Consider the following 25,414-nt stretch of genomic DNA (forward strand, 5'->3'; position numbering starts at 1 on the left):
GTCCGTCACCTCCCCTCCTTCTTGCACGTTCGTACCTAAAGCTCACCATCAGCAGGCCGATAGCCCCTACGAAGCGCCTATTTTCAAAGCGAAAACCACAATAAGAACGCTGCACAAGGACCGGTCCCATGCCCGCATTCCGCACCATCCAGGCTCGCTACACCCTGTTTCTGGTCCTGTTCATCCTTCTGCTGTCCGTGCTGACAGTCGTCGGCATCAGCCAGTTGGTCGCCCCGAAACTTCGCCACACTGAAGAACAGGTGGCCCTCAACCGCATTGCCGAAGTCGCCGAGCAAATCCAGGGCGAATTGAACAAGGTGCAGGCGCAACAGCGCAGCATCACCCAGACCATTCCCCTGCTCGACAGTGCGGCGATCGATACGGTGTTGCCGGGCCTGGTTGATCAGTACGGTGAGTTGAAAGTCTTTGGCGGCGGGATCTGGCCATTGCCTGGCCAGCGTGAGGCCGGGCGCAACAAATTCAGCACCTTCTGGCACCGCGATGCTTCGGGCAAGTTGGCTGTCAACACCTTCTGGAACAGCGACGCCGCCCCCAACTATTACGACCAGAGCTGGTACAAGGGCGGCATGCAAACGCCGCGCGGCCAATGTGCCTGGGCTGCCGCCTATAAAGATGACGCCAGCGCCGAGCCGCGCACCAACTGCGCCATGGCCATTCAGAAAAATGGCGCCGCGTACGGTGTGTCGACCATCGACGTGACCCTGGGCTTCTTCAATGACCTGATCGCACGCAAGGAAAAAGACCTCGGCGCAGAAATGCTGATCGTCGAAGCCGATGGCAAGATCATCAGCAACAGCTCGCGGATCAGCGGGCCGATTGTGCTGAAGAACATCAGTGAGCTGGCCGGCAACTCGCCCTTCGCCAGCCAAGTGAAGGCAGGCCTGCAAAACCGTGATCAAGCGCAGCGGGTCGAATTCGACAACAACGGCGAGGCCAGCACCTTTTTCATGCGGCCGATCGAAGGCACGCCGTGGTTCCTCGCTACCGCCCTGCCAACCAAACTGATTACCGCCCAGCGCGATGACGTGCTCAGCACCTTGAGCCTGCTGCAAATTCCGATGGTGATTCTGCTGGTGCTGCTGCAGATCTATGCGATTCGCCAACTGATCCAGCGCATGAAAACCCTCAAGGCCAACATCGACGCGCTGTCCGCTGGCGACGCCGACCTGACCAAACGCATCACCATCCGTGCCGAAGATGAACTGGGCGCCATTGGCCATTCGGTCAACGCGTTCATCATCTACTTGCAGAACATGATCGGCGAAGTCACCCAGGCCACCGGCGCCATGGCGTCCAGTCTGGACAACCTGCAGCGCACCTCCGCCCACACCAGTCAGATTCTGGTGCGTCATGCCTCGGAGACCGACCAGACCGTCACCGCGATCACCGAGATGAGCTCGACCGCCGAAAGCGTCGCGCAGAACGCGGCTGAAACCGCCGCGTTCACCCAGCGCGCCAATGAAAACGCCGACCGTTCGCGGGTAGTGGTCGGCGAGGCGTCCAACAGCGTCATCGCGTTGATTGACGAAGTCGCCAGCGCCACGCACAAAGTCGAAAGCATGCAACAGGACGCGCAACGCATCACCGAGATTCTCGGGGTGATTGGCGCCATTGCCGGCCAGACCAACTTGCTGGCACTCAACGCGGCTATCGAAGCGGCCCGGGCCGGTGAGCAAGGCCGCGGCTTCGCGGTGGTGGCCGATGAAGTACGCGCCCTCGCCGCCCGTACTCAGGCCAGCACCTCGGAAATCAATGAAATGCTCAAGCGCCTGACTCAAGGCGTGAGTTCCTCGGTCAGCGCCATGGAGAACACCCAGGCCAGTTGTCAGTCCGCCGCCGATGCGACGGCGCGGGTCAACTCGGGCCTGGATGAAATGGCCGGCTCGGTCAGCCACATCAACAGCCTGAGCACCCAGATCGCCACGGCCGCCGAGCAGCAAAGCGCGGTCACGGAGGAGATCAATCGCAGCATGGTGCAGATCCGTCACATGGTCGATGAACTGGTCAAAAGCGGCCAGGCCAGCGAGCTCAATACGCACCAACTGCTGGAAGCCAATGCGCGCGTCAGCTCGATCATGGGCCGGTTCAAGGTTCGCTGATGATTCGAACCTGTGGGAGCGGGCTTGCTCGCGAAAGCGGTGTGTCATTTGACATTAATGTTGCCTGACACACCGCATTCGCGAGCAAGCTCGCTCTCACAGGGGGTACTGCAGCGTTTCCGAATTACTTCGAAACAATCTCGCTCCGTTTTAATGGCTAAAGTGTTCAAAATGCCTCTTTTTGACCGCCATCGGAGACGAGATCCCCCATGCGAAACCACCTGCGTCTGGTCGCCCTGAGCGCCCTGTTCATCTCCTCCCTGGCCCAGGCCGCCGAGCTGATCCCTATCGAAGTCCACCGCGATGCCAATTGCGGTTGCTGCAAAAAATGGATCAGCCACCTCGAAGCCAATGGCTTCAAGGTCGAAGATCACGTCGAATCAGACATGAGCCATTTCAAGCAACAACACGGCGTGCCACCGCGCCTGGGGTCCTGTCACACCGCTCTGATCAATGGCAAGTTCGTCGAAGGCCATGTGCCGGCTGATCAGGTGCTGGCCTTGAGCAAACGCGATGATTTGCTGGGTGTTGCCGCGCCTGGCATGCCAATGGGTTCGCCCGGGATGGAAATGGATGGCATGAGCGATGCCTATCAAGTCATCGGCCTGAAAAAGGATGGCACCGATGTCGTGGTGGCGGACTACCCCGCCCATTGATGTCCGGCGCTTACATCGGGCTGTTCTTCGCGGCATTCGGCGCCGCCACGTTGTTGCCATTGCAGTCCGAAGCGCTGCTCGTCGGGCTGCTGCTCAATGGTCAATACTGGCTGTGGTCGTTGCTGGCCGTCGCGACGCTGGGCAACGTTCTCGGCTCGGTGGTCAATTGGTGGCTGGGACGCGGCATTGAGCGGTTTCGCCACCGGCGCTGGTTTCCGGTCAGCCCGCGCCATCTTGAAAAAGCCCGACAGCATTATCAACGCTACGGCCATTGGTCATTGTTGCTGAGCTGGGTGCCGATCATCGGCGATCCCCTGACGCTGGTGGCCGGCGTGATGCGCGAACCATTCGGGCGATTCCTGTTGATCGTCACCCTCGCCAAGGGCGCGCGTTACGGTGTGCTCGCGCTGGCCACACTGGGCTGGATCGGTTGAACGATCACGAGCGCGGAATGCCAGTGCTTAATGTCGCCCTAATCATGCCGATCCAGCATCGGCGGGTTTTCTACGGAGTTCATCCATGTCACTTGCCCTCTCCCGCTGGCTGCCCGGCCTGTTCCTGATGGCGGCCTTGCCTGTCCTGGCCCACGCCGAAGGCCCGGAATACGGGCCACAACTGCAAGGGTTCGCCTACCCCTACACGGTCAAACATTTCGACTTCAAGTCCCAGGGTCAATCCCTGCAAATGGGTTACATGGACGTCGCCGCCCACGGCAAGCCCAACGGGCGCAGCGTGGTGTTGATGCACGGCAAAAACTTCTGCGGCGCCACTTGGGACAGTTCAATAAAAGCATTGAGCGAAGCCGGTTACCGGGTGATCGCGCCGGACCAGATCGGCTTCTGTACCTCCAGCAAGCCGGACCATTACCAGTACTCGTTCCAGCAACTGGCGACCAATACCCAGCAACTGCTCAAGGCCCTGGGCATCCAGAAGGCCAGCGTGCTGGGGCATTCCACCGGCGGCATGCTCGCCACACGGTATGCGCTGCAATACCCCGATCAAGTCGAGCAACTGGCGCTGGTCAATCCCATTGGCCTGGAAGACTGGAAAGCCCTTGGCGTGCCGTATCGCAGCGTCGATCAATGGTATGAACGCGAGCTCAAACTCAGCGCCGATGGCATCCGCACCTATGAACGCAACACCTATTACGGCGGTCGCTGGAAGCCCGAATTCGATCGCTGGGTCGACATGCTCGCCGGTCTGAACAAGGGCCCGGGGCACACGCAAGTGGCGTGGAACTCGGCGCTGATCTACGACATGATCTTCACTCAGCCGGTATATTACGAGTTCAAGGACTTGAAGATGCCCACGCTGTTGCTGATCGGCACGTCCGACACCACGGCCATCGGCAGCGATATCGCGTCACCGGAGGTCAAGGCGAAGCTCGGTCACTACGACGTTCTTGGCAAGCAAGTGGCGAAGCTGATTCCACAGTCGACACTGGTCGAATTCCCTGGCCTGGGCCACGCGCCGCAAATGGAAGAGCCGGCGAAGTTCCACCAGGCGCTGCTCGAATGGCTGAACAAAACCAATCCCGTTCGTTGAGGAGGCAAGGCTGATGGCAGTGCAGATAGCGGTGATCGATGATTGGCAGGACGTGGCCCGTGACGTGGTCGACTGGTCCGCGCTGGACAGCATCGGCGAGGTCAGCTTTGTTCACGACTACCCGGCCGACAACGAAACCCTGGCAAAGCGCCTGGGCGCATTCGAGGTGATCTGCGTGATGCGCGAGCGCACCCGATTCGATGCTGACCTGCTGCGCCAACTGCCCAAGCTCAAACTGCTGGTCACTGGCGGCATGCGCAATGCCGCGCTGGACCTCAAAGCCGCTGCCGAACTCGGCATTCAAGTCTGCGGCACCGACAGCTACAAACACGCGGCGCCGGAACTGACCTGGGCGTTGATCATGGCCGCGACCCGCAATCTGGTGGTTGAAGCCAATGCCTTGCGCGCCGGCAAATGGCAGCAAGGCCTGGGCGGCGACCTGCACGGCAAGACCCTGGCCATCCTTGGCCTTGGCAGCATCGGTAAACGCGTCGCCCAGTTCGGCCAGGTGTTCGGCATGCGGGTGATTGCCTGGAGCGAAAACCTCACGCCCGAACGCGCCGCAGAAGCGGGCGTGACCTATGTCAGCAAGCAGGAATTGTTCGAGCAAGCCGATGTGCTGTCGGTGCATCTGGTGCTCAGCGAGCGCAGCCGGGGACTGGTCGATGCCCAGGCGCTGGGCTGGATGAAACCTTCGGCGCTGCTGGTCAACACCGCCCGCGGGCCGATTGTCGATGAGGCCGCGCTGATCAAGGCGCTGCAGAAAAACCGGCTCGCCGGAGCTGCGCTGGACGTGTTCGATGTGGAGCCGTTGCCCGTGAATCATCCGTTCCGCACGCTGGAAAATGTCCTGGCGACGCCGCATGTCGGCTATGTCAGCCAGCAGAATTATCATCAGTTCTTTTCGCAGATGATCGAGGACATTCAGGCCTGGTCGGCGGGAGAACCGATTCGATTACTGATCTGATACCGAGTCATCGTTCTTCGCGGGCAGGCCCGCTCCCACATGAATCGCGTTCCTACTATAAGAATGCGGTCACCTGTGGGAGCGGGCTTGCCCGCGATGGGCCTTGAAACCTACACCAATCCCCGTTCCGCCCGCACCTAAATGGTGCGCCACTCCGCCAAACCCGCCCATTTCGGTGACTCACCAGTCCCGTTTTGACTCACTAAAAAAAATAAACCTGCACTTCGTCGGTGCGTCTCCCCCTTCCCGCCGTGTTCTTTTACCCTCTTCCAACCAATTGTCGAACAATTTCACCACATGACCTGCCCCGCTCTAGGATCTGGCCTAGACTCATTTTCGCGAGGTAAAACCGGTCGGTCATCTGGCGGTAAGAAACTCGAAACTTTCGGTCGTGACCATGGGTCAGGTTAAAGGTAGGGCAAAAGCGACTGGTGCATTCCTTGCAACGGCCCCTCCACCCATTTTGCTTCAACGCATTGGGCAGCACTTGCTCACCTATGCGTCGCGCGTTTGCGCCCGGCCACAGGATTAGGCCACGACACCGTTTGTGCCAGACCTAAGAATTAGATCAACAACACGGGAGATTCATATGATTAGTGCGGCTTTAGATATTCAGGGAGAGCGTGCTCATCAGCAGGTCGGCGAATCGAGCGCCGTGGTTGCTCCGAGCGCTCAATCGGTCAGCGTACCAGGGACCAAAACGCTGACACCGGCTGCCAGTCAGAATCCGAATAGAAAGAAAGTGTTATTCGTCACCTCCGAGATTGCCGACCTGGTAAAAACCGGTGGTTTGGGTGACGTGTCCGCCGCATTGCCACGGGCCATGGCTCAACTGCACGATGTGCGGGTGCTGATCCCGGGCTATCCGCAAGTGCTGCACAGCGAAAATCCGATCCACATCATTGGGGAACTGGGTGGGCACGCTGCATTGCCGCCCTGCAAGATCGGCCGCATGGACATGCCGGACGGCCTGGTCATTTACGTGTTGATCTGCCCTGAACTCTACGAGCGCGAAGGTTCGCCTTACGGCGCCAACAACGGCCGCGATTGGCCGGACAACCATATTCGTTTCGCCCGCCTGGGCCTTGCCGCCGCCGATATCGCTGCCAACCTTGCACAAATTCACTGGTGCCCGGACCTGGTGCATGCCCATGACTGGCCTGCCGGTCTCGCCCCTGCTTATATGCACTGGCGTGGACAGCGCACCCCGACGTTATTCACCATCCATAACCTGGCGTACCAAGGCGTCACCAGCCTTGGCTCGTGCCCTGAACTCGGTATTCCCATGCACGCCTTGCAACAGGAAGGCATGGAGTTCTACGGCAAGATGTCGTTCCTCAAGGCCGGCATGGCCTACTCGAGCCACATCACCACGGTCAGTGCCACTTACGCCCAGGAAATCACCACGCCAGCCTTTGGCTGCGGCCTCGACGGTTTTCTGGCCGCCAAGACCCAGCAAGGTTTGCTCAGTGGCATTCCCAACGGCATCGATGAAAGCTGGGACGCCGCCACCGACCCGCACCTGTTCTGCCCGTTCACCATCGGTGATTGGGAAGGCAAAGCCGTCAACGCCGCCCACGTGCGTGACTTGTTCGGTCTGGAAGAGTCCGAAGGCCCGCTGTTTGCCGTGGTGTCGCGCTTGGTCTATCAGAAAGGCCTGGACCTGACCGAAGCGGTCTCCGAATACATCGTCAACAACGGTGGCCAGATCGCGATCATCGGCCGGGGCGAGCCGGAAGAAGAGCAAGCCATGCGTGAGCTGGCCCTGCGCTTCCCGGGGCAGATCGGCGTGCGCATTGGCTTCAATGAAACCGACGCCCGGCGCATGTTCGCCGGCAGCGATTTCCTGTTGATGCCGTCGCGTTACGAGCCTTGCGGCCTGAGCCAGATGTACGCCCAGCGCTTCGGTTCGTTGCCAGTCGCACGCAATACCGGCGGCCTGGCCGACACCATCGAGAACGGCGTGACCGGTTTCCTGTTCGACGAATCCACGGTCGAGAGTTACCAGGAAGCCCTGAGCCGCGCGTTCAAGGTATTTGCATTCCCGGGCCTGCTCAATGCCATGCGTTGCCGCGCCATGGCCGCGCCTTTCAACTGGTGCAAAGCCGTCGAACCCTACGCTGAGCTCTACGAACAACTTGTCGCCAAAGCCCTGGGAAAATCGGGGAAACAGTAAAAGAGGCTTTCAAAGATGCCGTTACGGACCCTTGAGACCTGGCCCCACGGCGCAATTATGCTGGACGCAGAACACACGCGTTTTGCCTTGTGGGCGCCAGATGCGTTTTATGTCAGTGTCGAACTGGAAGATGGACAATCCTTGCCGCTACTGCCTCAGGCCGATGGCTGGTTCGTGATCAACACTCGCTGCCCCGCGGGTACGCGTTACCGTTACAACATTGATGGCGAGCTGGAGGTGCCGGACCCGGCCTCCCGCGCGCAGGCGGGTGATATCGGCGGCCACAGCGTGGTCGTCGATCCCCTCGCCTATCAATGGCAAAACAGTGCCTGGACAGGCCGCCCCTGGAACGAGGCCGTCATCTACGAACTGCACGTCGGCACGCTCGGCGGCTTCAGTGGCGTCGAGGAGCACCTGGCGCGACTGATCGAGATGGGCATCACCGCGATCGAACTGATGCCGCTGGCGCAGTTCCCCGGTGAACGGAACTGGGGTTATGACGGGGTGCTGCCCTATGCGCCCCAGGCCTCCTACGGTTCCCCGGAACAACTCAAGCACTTGATCGACACCGCGCACGGCCTGGGCCTGGCGGTGATTCTCGACGTGGTCTACAACCACTTCGGCCCCGATGGTAATTACCTGCATCACTACGCCAAAGGCTTCTTTCGCGAAGACAAGCACACCCCGTGGGGCGCGGCGATCGACTTCCGACGGCGCGAGGTCCGTGACTTCTTCATCGACAACGCGCTGATGTGGCTGCTGGAGTACCGCTTCGACGGTCTGCGCCTGGACGCCGTGCACGCCATCGAGAGCCCGGACTTTCTCCAGGAACTGGCCCAACGGGTGCGTCAGCAGACCGACCCGGTGCGAAATGTCTGGCTCATGGTCGAGAACGAGCACAACCAGGCCAGCCTGCTGGAGGAAGGGTTCGACGCGCAGTGGAACGACGACGGCCACAATGCCCTGCACGTTCTGCTGACCGGCGAAACCGACGCCTACTACGCCGACTATGCCGAACAACCGACCGAACAACTGGCGCGATGCCTGAGCCAGGGGTTCGTGTTTCAGGGCCATATGACGCGCCACGGCACGCCTCGAGGCGAGCCCAGCGGGCACTTGCCGCCCAGCGCGTTCGTGCTGTTTCTGCAAAATCACGACCAGATCGGCAACCGCGCGTTCGGCGAACGCCTGCATCAACTGGCCCCGCCCGATGCCTTGAAAGCCGCCACCGTGTTGCTGCTGCTCTCGCCGATGATCCCACTGATGTTCATGGGCGATGAATTCGCCGCCGAGGAGCCGTTCCTGTTCTTCACCAGTCATAACGGTGAACTGGCGGAACTGGTGCGCGAAGGTCGACGCAGCGAGTTTGCCGCATTCAGTGCCTTTGCCGACCCGCACAAGCGCGAGCAGATTCCCGACCCGAACGCGCCCCAGACGTTTGAAGCATCGCGGCCAACGCTGTCAACGCAGGAGCAATCGTCGGTGTATGCGCTGTATCGCCGGCTGCTGCACTTGCGCCACCAGTACATCATCCCGCGCCTGCCAGGGGCCCAAGCCCTGGGGGCCGACGTCCTGGGCAAAGGCGCGGTCAGCGCACGCTGGCGTCTGGGTGATGGCAGTGAGCTGCGTATTGACCTGAACCTCAGCAACACGCCTGTGGTCCACACCCCACAGGTCAGCGCTGCGTTGCTGTTCGAATACCCGCCGCAGTCTGCCGACCTGTTGGACCAGGGCACGCTTGCCCCGTATTGCGCGCTAGTCAGCCTTACCGCTGCAGCCCCTTTGCTACCCTCTGATGGAGAGCGCCAATGAGCGACGCGCAACTTGAAATACTGGCCGGCCGTGCAGGCCTGGCCGTTGACTGGATCGATGCCAACGGTCGCCCGCAAAAAGTCGCCCCGTCGGTGTTACGCGCCGTCCTTACCGGCCTCGGCCACCCGGCCAGCACGGCTCAGGAAATCGACGCCAGCCTGTTGCAACTGCAAGCAGTGCAGCAGACCCGTCACCTGCCGCCGCTGCTCACCTGCGATGTCGGTGTCGGCCTCGACCTGGCGCATTACTTCGAGCCCGAAACCCCTTGCGAAGTCCACCTTGAAGACGGCTCTCGGCTGAATCTCAAGCTCGATGCACAGGCGGTTCTGCCGGGACTGATCCCGGTCGGCTATCAGCATGTCAGCATCGATGGACAGTCATTCACCCTGGCGGTAGCACCCGAGCGCTGCTACAGCGTCGGCGATGCGGTCGACACTCCGATCCCGCGAACATGGGGCCTCAGCGTCCAGCTGTATTCGCTGCGTCGTCCCGGTGATGGCGGTTTCGGTGATACCCAGGCGTTGGAAGACCTCGCCCGGGTCGCCGGTGAACGGGGCGCCGAAGCCTTGGCGATCAGTCCGTTGCACGCCATGTTCGGCAGCGACACCCAGCGTTACAGCCCGTATTCGCCGTCCAGCCGCTTGTTCCTCAACAGCCTGTACGCCGCCCCGGGCGCTATTCTCGGCGAACGCGCATGGCGCGCCGCGATTGATGCCACCGGCCTGGCCGGCGAGCTGCAACAGCTGGAAGAACAGGCGCTGATCAACTGGCCCGTGGCTGCCGCCGCCAAGCACCGCTTGCTGCAAGCCCTGTACGAAGGGTTTGTGCAAGGCGAACACCCGCTGCACGCAGACTTCAGCAGTTTCCGCCACGCTGGGGGTGAAGCCCTGGAAAATCACTGCCGCTTCGAAGCCATTCAGGAAGCGCGCCTGGCCAAGGGCGAAAGCCTCGACTGGCGCGAGTGGCCGGAGCAATGGCGCAACCCGCGTAGCGCCGCCCTCGCCGACTTTGCCGAAGAGAACGCCGGACGCATCGGCTTCTTCGCCTTTTGCCAATGGCTGATCGCCCGCTGCCTGGAACGTGCGCAAACCGCCGCTCGCCGCGCGGGCATGAGCATTGGGCTGATCGCCGATTTGGCGGTAGGGGCCGATGGCGGTGGCAGTCAGGCCTGGAGTCGCCAGGACGAACTGCTTGCCTCGCTGACGGTCGGTGCGCCGCCCGACATCCTTAATCGCGCTGGCCAGGGCTGGGGCATTTCGGCGTTTTCCCCAGAAGGTCTGGTGCGTAACGGCTTTCGCGCATTCATCGAAATGCTGCGCGCCAACTTTGCCCACGCCGGCGGTTTGCGCATCGATCACGTCATGGGTCTGCAACGGCTTTGGGTGATCCCCAACGGCTCACCGCCAGCCGACGGCGCCTACCTTTATTACCCGGTAGACGACCTGCTGCGGTTGCTTGCCCTGGAATCCCATCGCCATCAGGCGATTGTGCTGGGCGAAGACCTCGGGACCGTGGCGGAAGGCCTGCGGGAAAAACTCATTGCCCGTTCGATCCTCGGCATGCGTGTGCTGTTGTTTGAACAGGACAACACGCACTTCAAGCCGATACTGGACTGGCCGGACAATGCCTTGGCGACCACCAGCACCCACGACCTGCCGACGCTCAACGGCTGGTGGCATGGCCGTGATATCGACTGGAACGCCCGACTGGGCCTGGTCGACGCCACGAGTGAAATCGAATGGCGCCAGCACCGTGAGCGCGAGCGTGAAGGCCTGCGCCGTGCGTTGAGCGAGGACCCGCAAAACTTTCGCGAAGAATCCCATGAAACCGATCAGGTGCTCGACGCAGCCATCCGTTTCCTCGGTCATACCCGGGCGCCACTGGTCTTGTTGCCGCTGGAAGATGCCTTGGGCGTCGAACAACAGGCCAACCTGCCCGGCACCATCGACACGCATCCCAACTGGTCACGGCGCCTGCCCGGTGCCAGCGAGGCGTTGCTGGATGACCCGGACGCCGCCCGGCGCCTGGAATTACTTGCCTGCGCGCGACTTCAGGCCGGCGAGCGTGACCAATGATTCATTCGGACCTCCAACCGCTACGGGCGACCCTGCGGCTGCAATTTCATAAAGGTTTCACACTGGACCAGGCCGTCCCGCTGGTCCCGTACTTTGCCAGCCTGGGCATCAGCCATCTCTACGCCTCGCCGCTGCTCGCGGCCCGTGCCGGTTCCATGCATGGCTACGACGTGGTGGACCCCACCACCGTCAACCCCGAGTTGGGTGGCGAAGCGGCCTTGCACCGTCTGGTAGCTGCCTTGCGCGAGCACAAGATGGGGCTGATCCTCGACATCGTGTCCAACCACATGGCCGTCGGCGGCAGTGACAATCCCTGGTGGCTGGACTTGCTGGAATGGGGACGCCTGAGCCCTTACGGCGAGTTCTTCGACATTCAATGGCACTCGCCCGACCCGTTGATGGAAGGCCAGTTGCTGCTGCCCTTCCTCGGCAGCGATTACGGCGTCGCCTTGCAGGACGGCACCCTGCCCTTGCGCTTCGATGCGCAACGCGGTGCCTTTTATGTCGAGCACTACGAGCATCACTTCCCGATCTGTCCGTCCAGTTATGGCGAACTGCTCAAAACCGAAGACGAAGCGCTGAAGTTTCTTGCGGACCGTTTCAGCGCCTTGAGCTACCAGACGGACGCTTATGGCCTGGCAATACCGCTCAAAGCCGAGCTGCGCGAACTCGCCAGCAACCCCGCGATCCTCCAGTGCATCCAGGACAATCTCGGCCAATTCGACTCGCTGATGCCCGAGGGTTTCCAGCGCCTTCACCACCTGCTTGAACGCCAGAGCTATCGTCTGGCGAGCTGGCGCACGGCCGCCGATGACATCAACTGGCGGCGCTTTTTCGACATCAATGAACTGGGGGGCCTGCGGGTCGAGCGGCCGGCGGTGTTCGAAGCGACGCATGCAAAAATCTTCGAGCTGGTGGCGCAAGGCCTGGTCGACGGTCTGCGCATCGACCACATCGACGGCCTCGCCGATCCGCGCGGCTATTGCCGCAAACTGCGGCGTCGGGTCGATACGTTGTCGCCGGACCGGCACCTGCCGATCTTCGTCGAGAAGATCCTCGGCGAAGGCGAAACCCTGCACCGCGACTGGTCGGTGGACGGCACCACCGGTTATGAATTCATGAACCAATTGTCGCTGTTGCAGCATGACCCGCAAGGCGCCGAAAATCTGGGCAACCTGTGGAATCTCTACAGCGAACGGCCCGCCGACTTCCGTCAGGAAGCACAACTGGCACGCCAGCAAATCCTTAACGGCTCGCTCGCCGGGGATTTCGAAAGCGTTGCCCAGGCGTTGCTGCAAGTGGCCCGCGATGACCTGATGACCCGCGACCTGACCCTCGGTGCGATCCGCCGGGCGTTGCAGGAACTGATCGTGCATTTCCCGGTGTACCGCACCTACATCAGTGCGCGCGGTCGCTCTGGCGAAGACGATGTGTTTTTCCAGCAGGCCATGGAAGGTGCCCGGCAAGCCCTCAGCGAAGCCGATTGGCCGGTGCTTGACTGCCTGGCCAGATGGCTCGGCGGTGAACCGTGGCGCAACCGGCCGATGGGCCGCCCGCGCAAGATGCTCAAGCATGCCTGCGTGCGTTTCCAGCAATTGACCTCACCCGCCGCCGCCAAGGCCGTGGAAGACACCGCGTTCTATCGCTCGGCGGTTCTGCTGTCGCGCAATGACGTGGGCTTCAGCACCGAGCAGTTCAGCGCCCCCGTTGCAGATTTTCATGCTGTCTGCGCCAACCGTCTCGCCGAATTTCCAGACAACCTGCTGGCGACCGCGACCCACGACCACAAGCGCGGCGAAGACACCCGGGCGCGGCTTGCGGTGCTGAGCGAACGCAGCGCCTGGTACACCGAACAGGTTCCGCACTGGCGAACCCTCGCCAGCCCCTTGCGTGACGATGAGCAGATGCCGTCGGCGGGCGATGAGTTGATTTTGTATCAAGCGATCCTCGGCAGTTGGCCGCTGGACTTGCGCGACGACGATCCGTCGGCGCTGCAGGACTACGCTCAGCGTGTGTGGCAGTGGCAACAAAAAGCCTTGCGCGAAGCCAAGCTGCAAAGCAGCTGGAGTGCACCGAACGAGGTTTACGAACAAGCCGTTCAGCAATTCCTGCAACGCCTGCTGCAAGCACCCGAAGGTCAACCGCTGCGCACAGCACTGAGCACCGCAGCGAAGACCATCGCCGTCCCTGGCGCCCTCAATGGTTTGGCGCAAACCTTGCTGCGAATGACCGTGCCAGGGGTGCCGGACCTGTATCAGGGCAATGAGTACTGGGACTTCTCGCTGGTCGATCCGGACAACCGCCGGCCAGTGGATTACGCCAGCCGCCAACAGGCCATGCAGGCACCGGTGAATCTGCCCGATCTGCTGACCCGCTGGCGTGACGGGCGCATCAAGCAATCCTTGATCGCCCAGACATTGAACCTGCGGGCCGAACACGCCGAGCTGTTTCAGCGAGGGACGTATCAAGCCCTTGAGGTGGTCGGCAGTCAGGCTCACCGGGTGTTGGCCTTTGCTCGAGAACATGAGGGAAAACGCGCCATCGTGATCGTCCCGATACGTTGCGCCGCGTTGCTGGAAAACAGTGCAGAACCTCAGGTTGAAGCGCTGCGCTGGGGCGATACGCGGGTCAAATTACCGTTCGCCACGTCTGACGAAAATTTGAAGGGACTTTTTTCCAGCACCGCAGTCACACACCACAAGGAGCTGAACATCAGCGCCGCGCTGGGGGATTTCCCGGTCAATCTCTTTATTCAAACGTTTACCCAAGCTTGAGTTCAGTTCAGGAGTATTGCGATGAGTACCGAAGATAAACGCATCCGCGAATTTGCCTATCAGATCTGGGAGTCGGAAGGAAAACCCGAGGGCCAGGAAACCCGGCATTGGGAAATGGCTCGCAAACTGGCTGAAGCAGAAGCCTTGGCCCCGAGCAAATCGCCGAAGGCCACTGGCAGCAAAACAGCGAGCGCCAAGTCCCCTGTGGCCAAAAGCGCCAATGGCAAGGCTGCGCAGCCAAAGGCCAGCGCCAAAGCCAAGCCTGCCGCCGCCTCCAAAGTGATTCCGCCGGGCGAAAAAGCCACGGAAAAAAAGCCTAAGGCGACGCGTAAACCGCCTGCGGTCTGACGCGCCCTAACCGATTTCTGATTGACCTCGTGGCGAGCCCGCTCGCCACCGAGGACGCGCTCGTCCTCGAAAAACATCAGAGCCCGGAATTCTTACCTTTAAGCAGGAGCCTGTATGACCAGTCCAAAAAAAGACGCGCCAGAACCTCACGCCGAGGCCTCGCGAATTCGTGAAGGCCTGCCCTTCCCGCTGGGCGCGACCTGGGACGGTCTGGGGGTCAACTTTGCCTTGTTTTCCGCCAACGCGACCAAGGTCGAGCTGTGCATCTTCGACGATGCCGGCGAGGTGGAACTCGAGCGTATCGAACTGCCTGAATACACCGACGAGATCTACCACGGTTACTTGCCCGACGCCCATCCTGGATTGATCTACGGCTACCGCGTCTATGGCGCCTATGACCCGGCCAACGGTCATCGCTTCAACCACAACAAACTGCTGATCGACCCCTACGCCAAGCAACTGGTCGGCCAATTGAAATGGTCCGAAGCCTTGTTCGGCTACACCATCGGCCACCCCGACGCCGACCTCAGCTTCGATGAACGCGACAGCGCGCCGTTCGTGCCCAAGTGCAAGGTGATCGACCCGGCTCACACCTGGGGCAATGACCAGCGCGTCAGCGTGCCGTGGGACAAGACGATCATCTATGAGACCCACGTGCGCGGCATCAGCATGCGTCACCCTTCCGTCCCCGAGAACCTGCGTGGCACCTTCGGCGGGCTGATGGTCGACGACGTGCTGGAACACATCCGCAAGCTCGGCGTGTCGTCGGTGGAATTGCTGCCGATTCACGCCTTCGTCAACGACCAGCATCTGCTGCACAAAGGCATGACCAATTACTGGGGCTACAACAGCATCGCGTTCTTCGCCCCGGACCCGCGCTACCTGGCCAGCGGCAAGATCGCCGAGTTCAAGGAGATGGTCGCGCACCTGCACGAAGCCAATCTGGAAGTGATCCTCGATGTGGTCTACAACCACACCGCCGAGGGCAACGAGCAAGGCCCGACCCTGTCCATGCGCGGCATCGACAACGCTTCGTACTATCGCTTGATGCCAGACGACAAACGCTACTACATCAACGATTCCGGCACTGGCAACACCCTGGACCTGAGCCACCCGTGCGTGTTGCAAATGGTCACCGACTCCCTGCGCTACTGGGCCACGGAAATGCACGTGGACGGTTTCCGCTTCGACCTGGCAACCATCCTCGGCCGTTACCACGAGGGCTTCGACGAACGTCACAGCTTCCTCGTCGCCTGTCGTCAGGACCCGGTCTTGCGTCAGGTGAAAATGATTGCCGAGCCGTGGGATTGCGGTCCCGGCGGTTATCAGGTCGGTGGCTTTCCACCGGGCTGGGTCGAGTGGAACGACAAATTCCGCGACACCGTGCGTGCCTTCTGGAAAGGCGATGAGGGTCAACTGGCCGACTTCGCCAGCCGCATGACCGCCTCCGGCGAAATGTTCAACCAGCGTGGCCGTCGCCCGTATGCATCGATGAACTTCATCACCGCGCACGACGGTTTCACCCTCAATGACCTCGTGTCGTACAACGACAAGCACAACGAAGCCAACGACGAAAACAATCAGGACGGCAGCAACAACAACCTGTCCTGGAACCACGGCGTCGAAGGCCCGACCGACGATCCCGAGATCAACGAACTGCGCCAGCGGCAGATGCGCAATTTCTTCGCCACGTTGCTGCTGTCCCAAGGCACGCCAATGCTGGTGGCCGGTGACGAATTTGCCCGGACCCAGGGAGGCAACAACAACGCCTATTGCCAGGACAGTGAAATCGGCTGGGTCAATTGGGACCTGAGCGAAGACGGCAAGGCCCTGCTCAAGTTCGTCAAGCGCCTGATCAAGCTGCGCCTGGCCTATCCGATCCTGCGTCGCGGACGCTTCCTGGTGGGCAATTACAACGAGGACATCGGCGTCAAGGACGTCACCTGGCTCGCGCCGGATGGCAGTGAAATGTCCTCCGAACAATGGGAAGAAGCCCACGGCAAATGCCTCGGCATGCTGCTTGACGGTCGCGCCCAGGAAACCGGCATCCGCCGCAAGGGCGGTGACGCGACCCTGTTGCTGGTGGTCAACGCGCACCACGACATCGTCAACTTCACCTTGCCGCAAGTGCCTGATGGCGGTCACTGGACCTGCATGATCGACACCAACCAACCGTCGATTCGCGGCCAGGAACGCTTCGATTTCGGTGCCGAATATTCCGTCACCGGCCGTTCGCTGCTGCTGTTCGAATTGCAACACGAGGAAGAAGAGTGAAATGGACCTACAGGCGTTTCTCAGTCGCCAGCCACCGGACTACGCCGATACTCGGGCGTTAGGCCGGTGCTTGCGGGCGCTGGTCGAGGCACGTCTCGATCAGCTCCCGCTGCCGGGTAGCGGCCGGACGCTGGAGCGGTTCCAGCGCCTGGCCGAGGTTGGCGCCCACGATTTGGGGTTGTGCAAATTGTACGAAGGCCATACCGATGCGCTGGCGATCATCCAGCAACTCGGTGGTTCGCCAACGCCGGGCAGCACATGGGGCATGTGGGCCGCCGAACCGCCGCAAGCAAAGGTTCGGGTCAGCCCTCAGGGCCAAATGGTGGCGCTGAACGGGCGCAAGGCCTGGTGTTCAGGTGCGGCCGTGTTGAGTCATGCGCTGCTCACCGCCTGGGATGAGCAAGATCGCCAGCAATTGGTCACTGTGGCACTGGATCAACCCGGTGTGACTGTCACCGATGTCGGCTGGCAAGCGGTCGGCATGGGCGCCACCGGCAGCGTCGAGGTGACGTTCGACGGTGCCGAGGCGCAAGCCATCGGCAACCCCGGCGACTACCTGCAACGACCCGGTTTCTGGCACGGCGGCATCGGCATCGCCGCCTGCTGGTACGGTGCGGCACAGAGCCTCGCCGAACGCCTGCGAACGCATTGTGCTCAACATGAAGAACCCCATGCCCTCGCCCACCTGGGTGCAGTCGACAGCGCGCTGCACGCTGCAGCCGAGGTGTTGCGGGTCAGCGCGCTGACCATCGACGCCGCGCCACTGGACGATGCTGAAATACTCGCCCGGCGCGTTCGCGCAGTGGTGGAGCACGCGGTCGAACAGGTCATCCAGCACGTCGGTCACGCCTTGGGTGCCGGACCGTATTGCAAGGACCGACAGTTCGCGCGACTGATCGCTGATTTACCGGTGTTCCTGCGTCAAAGCCACGCTGAGCGAGATCTCGCCGCGCTTGGCAAACAGGTCCTCAACGGAACATGGACGTTATGAAAGCAAACCCCATTGTCGGCCAGGGCACGCCCCTGTATTTATGGCAAACCTCCCATCACTTGGCGCAACTGCCGGTGATCGACATTCTCGACCTGGTGCCCGTAGGCGCCCGTGCCGTCATCATCGCTCCGCACCCGGATGACGAAGTGCTCGGCTGCGGTGGATTGCTGCAATTGCTCGCCGCTGCCGGTCGCCCCTTGCAACTGATCTCCGTCACCGATGGCAGCGCCAGTCACCCTGGCTCAAAGCGCTGGCCGGTGGAACGACTGAGCACGGTCCGGCCGCAGGAATCAGCCGAAGCCTTGCGCCGCCTAGGCCTGCCACTGCACAACCTGAAATGGTTGCGCGCAGGCTTCTCTGACAGCCACGTGGCCGCCCGCGAAGCCGAGCTGAGCGCCTTCATCGAACGGCATCTGCGGCCCAACGATGTGGTCTTTACCACCTGGCGCGAAGACGGTCATTGTGACCATGAGGCGGTGGGCCGCGCCAGCGCCGCAGCGGCAATGCGCGTCGGTGCGACCCTGCATGAATTGCCCGTGTGGACCTGGCATTGGGCCGCGCCCGAAGACAGCTTCGTACCGTGGCACCGCGCACGCAAAATCTTCCTCGACCCGGCGCTGGTCGCTCGCAAACGCCACGCCATCCAGGCCTTCGCCAGCCAACTGGAAGGCGACCCGCACATCGGCTTGCCGCCGGTGCTGGCGCCTTTTGTGCTGGAGCGATTGCTGCAACCGTTCGAAGTGGTGTTTCTATGAGCGTCGAGGATCGCTATTTCGACGGTTTGTTTGCCGGTAACGATGATCCGTGGTCATTCCGTCAACGCTGGTATGAACAACGCAAACGCGCCATCACCCTCGCCGCCCTGCCTCGCCCCCGCTACCGCGCGATCTTCGAGCCCGGCTGCGCCAACGCCGAGCTGAGCGTTGAACTGGCCAGCCGCTGCGATCGCTTGCTGTGCTGCGACACGGCCGCGGCGGCCGTAGCGCTCGCCCGTACGCGGCTCGGGCCGTTCGACCACGCAGAGGTTCGCCAAAGCCGATTGCCCGAGGATTGGCCAAACGAAAAATTCGACCTGATCGTGATCAGCGAAATTGGCTATTACCTCGACGCCGAGGACTTGAAAAAGCTGATCGTACAGGCCGAACAATCATTGACCGCTGACGGCCAGCTCCTGGCCTGCCACTGGCGTCCGCCTATCGACGGCTGCCCGCTCAATGCGCGGCAAGTCCATGACATGCTCCACGAACATCTGCATTTGCCGCGTCTGGTCCTGCACCAGGAAGCGGATTTCCTGCTCGAACTCTGGAGTCGCGAACCTCGTTCTGTGGCGGCGCTGGAGGGCTTGCGATGATTGGCATCCTGATCCCGGCGCATAACGAAGAAGACCTGCTCGAAGACTGTCTGCAAGCGGCGCTGCTCGCCGCGCAACACGAACGGCTGGACGGCGAAACCGTGGAGATACTGGTGGTGCTCGACAGTTGCACTGACCGCTCATCAGAGATCGTCAGTACTTATCCCGTGCACTGTCTGGCAATCGAGGCGCGCAATGTCGGTCAGGCCCGTGCCGCTGGGGCGCATTTTTTGCTCCAACGTGGTGCGCGCTGGATTTCCTGCTCCGACGCCGACAGCCGTGTCGCCCATGACTGGCTGGTGGCGCAACTGGCGCTGGATGTCGACGCGGTCTGTGGCACGGTGACGGTCGAGGCGTGGCACGAGTCGTTCGATGAGTCGGCACAGATTCGGTATCACCAGCACTATCAGGCCCGCGACGGCCATCGGCACATTCACGGCGCTAACCTGGGCATCAGCGCCGAGGCTTATCAGCGTGCCGGTGGATTCGAGCCCCTGGCCTGTGATGAAGATGTGCAACTGGTGCGACAACTTGAACGCTGCGGCGCCAACATTGCCTGGAGTCACCGCCCGCAAGTGCTCACCAGCGCGCGCCTGGACAGTCGTGCCCGCGGTGGTTTCGGTGATTATTTGCGAGATCTGGTACAAGCCGATTAAAAAAAATCGGCCTCGGATGAAACAGCGAGGCGACGAATAGCGCGACTTGAGCAATACTCACTGCGCGGCAATCCAGGGTATGGAGCGCGGCACATCGTTTTTAAACAGAACAAGGACGTAGCCCGATGAAATCCGTTTCCATCATCGAAAGCAGCCTGCCAGGACAGATCTGGAACAGTGCCCTGCAACTGGACAACATCCCCGTCATCAACACCCAGACCCTCATTCCCGCCGGCGCACGCGCCGTTGTCATCGCGCCGCACCCCGGCGATGAAGTGGTCATGTGCGGCGGCCTGCTACAACTGTTGTCCACCCTTGGACACCCCCTGCAATTGATCTCCATCACCGACGGCAGCGCCAGCCACCCCGGTTCGCAACAATGGTCGGAGAAGCGCCTGAGCGTGTTTCGCGGCCAGGAAAGCGTCGAAGCCTTGCGCCGCCTCGGCTTGCCGATGCACAGCCTGAAATGGATTCGCGGCGGCTTCACCGATAACGCCCTGGCCGAGCGGGAGACTCAACTGACCCAGTTCATCGCCCGTTATCTGCGTCCCGGCGACGCGGTGTTCAGCACCTGGCGCGAAGACGGCACCAGTGACCATGATGCCGTCGGCCGCGCCAGCGCCAATGCGGCAAGCATGGTCGGCGCGACGTTCAACGAAGTACCGGTCTGGGCCTGGCACTGGCCAAGTCGCGATCAAGGACTGATGCCGTGGCACCGGGCCCGCAAAGTGCGCCTCGACACCTGGACCGTCGCGCGTAAAAGCCACGCAACCCATGCATACGCCAGTCAGCTCGGCGGCGAACCCGCCCTTGGCATTGCGCCGCTGCTGCCCCGGGTTATTCTTGAACGCATGCGCTTGCCTTACGAAATCGTCTTCGTCTGACCCGATTCCCCATTCACCACTGCCCCACTGCCCCACTGCCCCACTGTGGGAGCGAGCCTGCTCGCGATGGCGGACTGACAGCCAACAGAGATGTTGAAGCTGACGGCCTCATCGCGAGCAGGCTCGCTCCCACATTAGTTCGGGTGTCGCTCAAACTGAACTGCCTGGCGCTGCATCAGTCGCATAGAGATGCAGCCCAGATTCAGAGGAGTGACCGTGACCAGCGATTCCGAGCAGCGCGCCGTCAAATCCGAGTCCTTGAACACGCCCCCGGCGATTCATCGATTGAGGGTGCTGACGGTCAACACCCACAAGGGATTTACCGCCCTCAACCGGCGTTTCATCCTGCCCGAACTGCGTGAAGCCGTGCGCAGTACCTCGGCGGACCTGGTGTTCCTGCAGGAAGTGGTCGGTGAACACGAGCGCCATTCGTCCCGCTACAACGACTGGCCACAGACTTCGCAATACGAGTTCCTGGCCGACAGCATGTGGAGCGATTTCGCCTATGGGCGCAACGCCGTTTACCCCAACGGGCATCACGGCAACGCGTTGCTGTCCAAATACCCGATCCACGAACATCGCAACCTCGATGTCTCGATCACCGGCCCCGAACGACGCGGGTTGTTGCACTGCATCCTCGATGTGCCGGGACACGCTGAAGTGCATGCCATCTGCGTTCATCTGAGCCTGCTGGAAAGCCATCGCCAGTTACAGCTCCAACTGCTCTGCCAACTGCTCGAATCCCTGCCCGCCGACGCGCCGGTGATCATCGCCGGCGACTTCAACGACTGGCAGTTGCACGGCAACACCGCCCTCGCCCGTCGCGATTACCTGCACGAAGCGTTCGAACGCCACAATGGCCGACCGGCGAAAACTTATCCGGCGCGGTTTCCACTGCTGCGCCTCGACCGGATCTACCTGCGCAACGCAAGTAGCCATAATCCGCGCATTCTTGGCAGCAAGCCCTGGACGCATTTGTCGGATCATTTGCCGTTGGCGGTCGAAGTGCACCTCTGAGCATCGCCGACGAATGGCCGCGTAAAGCGCTAGCTAAGGCCTGTCACTTTAAAAAACCCTACTAGGCTTGCTCATTAGCCTCGAATAGTAGTGGGAATTCTTCCCAGACACTCGCAGCTTTCCAACACTTTCCGGGCTAGAAGTTGGGGGACCCTCAGACCCTTGTCTTGCACTCAGACTGTTATTAAAGAGTGGCAAGGATCAACGTCGAGAAAGGAAACCAGCTATGAAAAGGCTCTCTCACCGCACTCGTTTTTTCGTCGCGTGTTCATTACTGATCGCGCTCAACGGTGTTGCCCACGCAGCACAAACAGAAAAACCCAATATCCTTTTCATCGTCTCCGATGACACCGGCTATGGCGACTTGGGCCCCTACGGCGGTGGTGTTGGCCGAGGCATGCCGACGCCGAGCATCGATGAACTGGCCGCTGAAGGCACGACGTTTTACTCGTTTTATGCTCAACCCAGTTGCACACCAGGCCGGGCTGCGATGCAAACCGGGCGCATCCCCAACCGCAGCGGCATGACCACCGTCGCCTTCCAGGGTCAGGGGGGTGGCTTGCCAGCAGCGGAATGGACACTGGCCTCCGTCCTCAAGACCGGAGGTTACGACACCTACTTCACCGGCAAGTGGCACTTGGGTGAAGACGATTACGCACTGCCCAATGCTCAAGGTTACGACGTGATGAAATACGTCGGCCTGTATCACCTGAACGCCTACACCTACGCGGACCCTACTTGGTTCCCGGACATGGACGATGAAACCCGGGCGATGTTCACCAAAGTGACGCGGGGCGCACTGTCGGCCAAAGCCGGGGAAAAACCGGTCGAAGAATTTAAGATCAACGGACAGTACTTGGACACGCCGGTGATTGATGGCAAACCCGGTGTGGTCGGTATTCCGTTCTTCGACAACTATGTCGAAAAAGCCACGATGGAGTTTCTCGACACCGCGTCAAAATCCAATAAACCATTTTTTATCAACGTCAACTTCATGAAGGTGCACCAGCCGAACATGCCGGCACCGGAGTTCGTGCACAAGTCGATATCCAAGACCAGATACGCCGACTCCATCGTCGAACTCGATACGCGCATTGGCCGCATCATGGACAAGTTGAAAGCGCTGGGAATGGATAAAAACACCCTGGTGGTCTACACCACCGACAACGGAGCGTGGCAGGACGTTTACCCGGATGCGGGCTACACGCCGTTCCGTGGCACCAAAGGCACGGTGCGTGAAGGTGGCAACCGGGTGCCGGCGATCATGGCCTGGCCGGGCAAAATCAAACCCAATGCCAAAAACCACGACATCATCGGCGGTCTCGACCTGATGGCAACATTCGCTTCCGTGGCTGGGATCAAACTGCCGGATAAAGACCGCGAAGGTAAGCCCATCATCTTCGACAGTTACGACATGACACCCGTGCTGCTCGGAACCGGCCCGGACCCACGCAAGGAATGGTTCTACTTCACCGAAAACGAGTTGTCGCCAGGCGCCGCCCGGGTTGGCAACTACAAGGCGGTGTTCAACCTGCGTGGCGACAATGGCGCCTCGACAGGCGGCCTGGCCGTCGACACCAACCAGGGCTGGAAGGGTCCCACCAAGTACGTGGCCACCGTGCCGCAAGTCTTCGACTTGCTTCAGGACCCGCAGGAGCGCTACGACATCTTCATGAACAACTTCACCGAGCATACGTGGACGATGGTTCCTATCAGCACAGCGATTGCGAAGCTGATGAAAACCTATGCTCAGTATCCACCGCGCAAACTGCAAAGCATGAGCTATGACGGCCCGATAGAATTGTCCAAGTACCAGAAATTCCAGTCGGTGCGCGAAGACCTGGAGAAAGAAGGCATTATCCTTCCAATCCCTAACTAGCGATGCAGCGGCAGCCTTTCGGGGCTGCCGCTTTTTCCTGGATTCAGGGTGCGTTGACCTCCATGCAACCGACCGCCCTTGGCTATCGCTGGCGTGAAAAAAACGTAGTTGAAGCCATACTCATCTAGACCTGATTCCCTGCCTTCGGTAAGCCAACATGAACATTCGCCGTTGTGCTTTTCAGCCTCTGGTTGTTTACCTGTTTCTTTGCTGCCTCAGCACATCCTTCGCCACGACCCTGACCGAACTGCCCGCCCCTGAACTCACCCCGGCCGAAGAAGCCGAAGTGCAAAGCCTGGTATTGCCGGTGCCCGAAGACTGGGTCGGTGACTTCGAAGGCATGCGTCAACGCCGGCTGGTGCGGGTCCTGGTGCCGTACAGCAAAACCTTTTTCGAACTCGATCGCGGTCGCCAGCGTGGCCTCAGCTATGAGTTGGGCAAGGGCCTCGAAGCCTGGCTGAACAAAACCCAGCCTTATGCGAAAAAGTCGATGCAATGGCGGGTGATGTTTATACCGACAGCCCGTAATGAGCTGATGCCGAAGCTGATCAAAGGCGTCGGCGACATCGCTGTTGGTGGGCTCACCGTGACAGAGGGCCGACTGCAGACGGTGGATTTTTCCGACCCCTTTGCCGTCAGTATTCCAGAGGTGCTGGTCACCGGCCCCGGCAGTCAGGCGTTCGAAAAGATTGAAGATTTGTCCGGTCAGGAAATTACCGTTCGGGCATCGAGCAGCTATTACGAGCACCTTGAGGCGCTGAATGCCACCTTCAAGGAAAAGGGCCTGGCACCCATTGACCTCAAGGCAGCCGACGAAAACCTGGAGTCCGAAGACCTGCTGCAAATGGTCAATGCCGGATTGCTCAAGGCCACCGTGGTTGACCGCTACATCGCTGTTATCTGGAAACCTCTGTACACGGACATGAAGATTCACGAAAACATCAAGGTGCACGACAATTCAGAATTTGCCTGGGCTATTCGCAAAGACAGCCCGCAACTGAAAAAACAACTGGACGAATTCGTTAAAACCCACAAGGTCGGCACCACGTTCGGCAATAGCCTGCGCACCAAATACGTGACCAACAGCAGCAAACGGGTGCTCAACGCGACGTCCGAAGCGCAAATGAAGAAGTTTCAGGAAATGGTCGAGATCTTCAACCGCCACGCCAGTACCTATGGTTTTGATCACCTGATGCTGATGGCGCAGGGGTTTCAGGAATCACAACTCGATCAGACGGCCCATAGCCCGAGAGGCGCAGTCGGCGTGATGCAATTGCTGCCCAAAACCGCCAACGACCCCACCGTGGGGATCGGCGGCATTGATAAGAGCGCTGATAAGAACATCGAGGCTGGCAGCAAGTACATGCGCCTGCTCGCGGACAAGTACCTGAACGACCCGCAACTGTCGCAGATGAACAAAACCCTGATGACCTTCGCCGCCTATAACGCCGGTCCCGGCAACCTGCGCAAGTTTCGGGCGCTGGCCGAAAAATCCGGGCTGGACAAGAACATCTGGTTTGGCAATGTCGAGCAGTCCGCGGCGCAGGTGGTGGGCCGGGAAACGGTGGATTACGTTGGCAACATCTACAAGTACTACGTGGCGTACAAACTTGTAGAAGAAAAATCAGCCTCTGTGGCGGGTAAAGCGGTTCAATGATGGCAGGTGGCTGCTGCGCGATAGGTATTAAGCCCTTTCAACAGCGGCGTATAACTTGGAGAACTGAAAAAACTGATCCGGGCTAAGTATGTCCAATCGTGTGATGCGGTTTACTTCAGATCGTTTTGGAGTTGGGGTTGGGGTTGGGGTTGGGTACATATCCGTTTTTGGGGTGACGGCGGCTATTGGTTCCGCTTTTACAGCGGGTCACTTGGAGAAGCGCCAAGTAACC

18 protein-coding genes and 2 pseudogenes are annotated in these 25,414 nt (G+C 60.6%); all 20 read left to right on the forward strand.

Going from position 1 to position 25,414, the window contains the following annotated elements; translation table 11 throughout:
- Positions 1–128 precede the first annotated feature (128 nt).
- Positions 129–1,256 (forward strand): annotated as a pseudogene (locus QRN31_RS31510) (HAMP domain-containing protein); the annotation flags it as partial.
- Between the two features lie 336 nt (positions 1,257–1,592).
- Positions 1,593–2,120: pseudogene (locus QRN31_RS31515) on the forward strand (methyl-accepting chemotaxis protein); the annotation flags it as partial.
- A gap of 209 nt (positions 2,121–2,329) precedes the next feature.
- Entirely contained in the window at positions 2,330–2,776 is a 447-nt protein-coding gene (locus QRN31_RS02015; RefSeq protein ID WP_285429865.1) for a DUF411 domain-containing protein, read from the forward strand.
- Complete coding sequence (locus QRN31_RS02020; protein WP_285429868.1) at positions 2,776–3,210, forward strand: YqaA family protein; 435 nt, start codon at positions 2,776–2,778, stop codon at positions 3,208–3,210. Before QRN31_RS02015 ends, QRN31_RS02020 begins: the two co-directional genes overlap by 1 nt.
- 85 nt (positions 3,211–3,295) lie before the next feature.
- The gene (locus tag QRN31_RS02025) at positions 3,296–4,321 is read left to right on the forward strand and encodes an alpha/beta fold hydrolase (RefSeq protein WP_285429870.1); all 1,026 of its coding nucleotides are present in this window, start codon (positions 3,296–3,298) and stop codon (positions 4,319–4,321) included.
- A gap of 13 nt (positions 4,322–4,334) precedes the next feature.
- Positions 4,335–5,288 carry a D-2-hydroxyacid dehydrogenase family protein gene (locus QRN31_RS02030; RefSeq protein ID WP_285429872.1) on the forward strand — a complete coding sequence of 318 codons (954 nt, stop codon included), beginning with the start codon at positions 4,335–4,337 and terminating at the stop codon, positions 5,286–5,288.
- A gap of 589 nt (positions 5,289–5,877) precedes the next feature.
- Positions 5,878–7,464, forward strand: coding sequence for a glycogen synthase GlgA (glgA, locus tag QRN31_RS02035; RefSeq protein ID WP_285429873.1), 1,587 nt, complete (start codon positions 5,878–5,880; stop codon positions 7,462–7,464).
- Positions 7,465–7,479: 15 nt separating this feature from the next.
- On the forward strand, positions 7,480–9,276 hold the full coding sequence (gene treZ / locus QRN31_RS02040; RefSeq protein WP_285429874.1) for a malto-oligosyltrehalose trehalohydrolase: 1,797 nt from the start codon (positions 7,480–7,482) through the stop codon (positions 9,274–9,276).
- Complete coding sequence (gene malQ, locus QRN31_RS02045) at positions 9,273–11,351, forward strand: 4-alpha-glucanotransferase (protein WP_285429876.1); 2,079 nt, start codon at positions 9,273–9,275, stop codon at positions 11,349–11,351. The genes treZ and malQ overlap by 4 nt, the downstream gene beginning before the upstream one ends.
- On the forward strand, positions 11,348–14,125 hold the full coding sequence (locus QRN31_RS02050; protein WP_285429877.1) for a malto-oligosyltrehalose synthase: 2,778 nt from the start codon (positions 11,348–11,350) through the stop codon (positions 14,123–14,125). The genes malQ and QRN31_RS02050 overlap by 4 nt, the downstream gene beginning before the upstream one ends.
- 21 nt (positions 14,126–14,146) lie before the next feature.
- Positions 14,147–14,473, forward strand: coding sequence for a DUF2934 domain-containing protein (locus tag QRN31_RS02055; protein ID WP_285429878.1), 327 nt, complete (start codon positions 14,147–14,149; stop codon positions 14,471–14,473).
- 114 nt (positions 14,474–14,587) lie between these two features.
- The gene (gene glgX / locus QRN31_RS02060) at positions 14,588–16,747 is read left to right on the forward strand and encodes a glycogen debranching protein GlgX (RefSeq protein WP_285429880.1); all 2,160 of its coding nucleotides are present in this window, start codon (positions 14,588–14,590) and stop codon (positions 16,745–16,747) included.
- Position 16,748: 1 nt separating this feature from the next.
- Positions 16,749–17,738 carry an acyl-CoA dehydrogenase family protein gene (locus tag QRN31_RS02065; RefSeq protein ID WP_285429881.1) on the forward strand — a complete coding sequence of 330 codons (990 nt, stop codon included), beginning with the start codon at positions 16,749–16,751 and terminating at the stop codon, positions 17,736–17,738.
- Positions 17,735–18,493, forward strand: coding sequence for a PIG-L deacetylase family protein (locus QRN31_RS02070; RefSeq protein WP_285429882.1), 759 nt, complete (start codon positions 17,735–17,737; stop codon positions 18,491–18,493). The genes QRN31_RS02065 and QRN31_RS02070 overlap by 4 nt, the downstream gene beginning before the upstream one ends.
- Entirely contained in the window at positions 18,490–19,089 is a 600-nt protein-coding gene (locus tag QRN31_RS02075; RefSeq protein WP_285429884.1) for an SAM-dependent methyltransferase, read from the forward strand. Before QRN31_RS02070 ends, QRN31_RS02075 begins: the two co-directional genes overlap by 4 nt.
- Positions 19,086–19,745: a glycosyltransferase family 2 protein gene (locus tag QRN31_RS02080; protein WP_285429886.1), complete on the forward strand. Its 660-nt coding sequence runs from the start codon at positions 19,086–19,088 to the stop codon at positions 19,743–19,745. Before QRN31_RS02075 ends, QRN31_RS02080 begins: the two co-directional genes overlap by 4 nt.
- Before the next feature lie 125 nt (positions 19,746–19,870).
- Positions 19,871–20,629 carry a PIG-L deacetylase family protein gene (locus tag QRN31_RS02085; RefSeq protein ID WP_285429888.1) on the forward strand — a complete coding sequence of 253 codons (759 nt, stop codon included), beginning with the start codon at positions 19,871–19,873 and terminating at the stop codon, positions 20,627–20,629.
- A 216-nt stretch (positions 20,630–20,845) separates the two neighbouring features.
- Positions 20,846–21,646: an endonuclease/exonuclease/phosphatase family protein gene (locus QRN31_RS02090; RefSeq protein ID WP_285429889.1), complete on the forward strand. Its 801-nt coding sequence runs from the start codon at positions 20,846–20,848 to the stop codon at positions 21,644–21,646.
- A 226-nt stretch (positions 21,647–21,872) separates the two neighbouring features.
- Positions 21,873–23,525, forward strand: coding sequence for an arylsulfatase (locus QRN31_RS02095; protein ID WP_285429890.1), 1,653 nt, complete (start codon positions 21,873–21,875; stop codon positions 23,523–23,525).
- 157 nt (positions 23,526–23,682) lie between these two features.
- A complete protein-coding gene (locus QRN31_RS02100; RefSeq protein ID WP_285429891.1) occupies positions 23,683–25,182 on the forward strand; it encodes an MltF family protein in 1,500 nt (499 codons plus the stop codon).
- The last annotated feature ends 232 nt before the right edge of the window (positions 25,183–25,414 follow it).

Source organism: Pseudomonas sp. fls2-241-R2A-110 (genome assembly GCF_030209165.1).
Taxonomy (GTDB): Bacteria; Pseudomonadota; Gammaproteobacteria; order Pseudomonadales; family Pseudomonadaceae; genus Aquipseudomonas.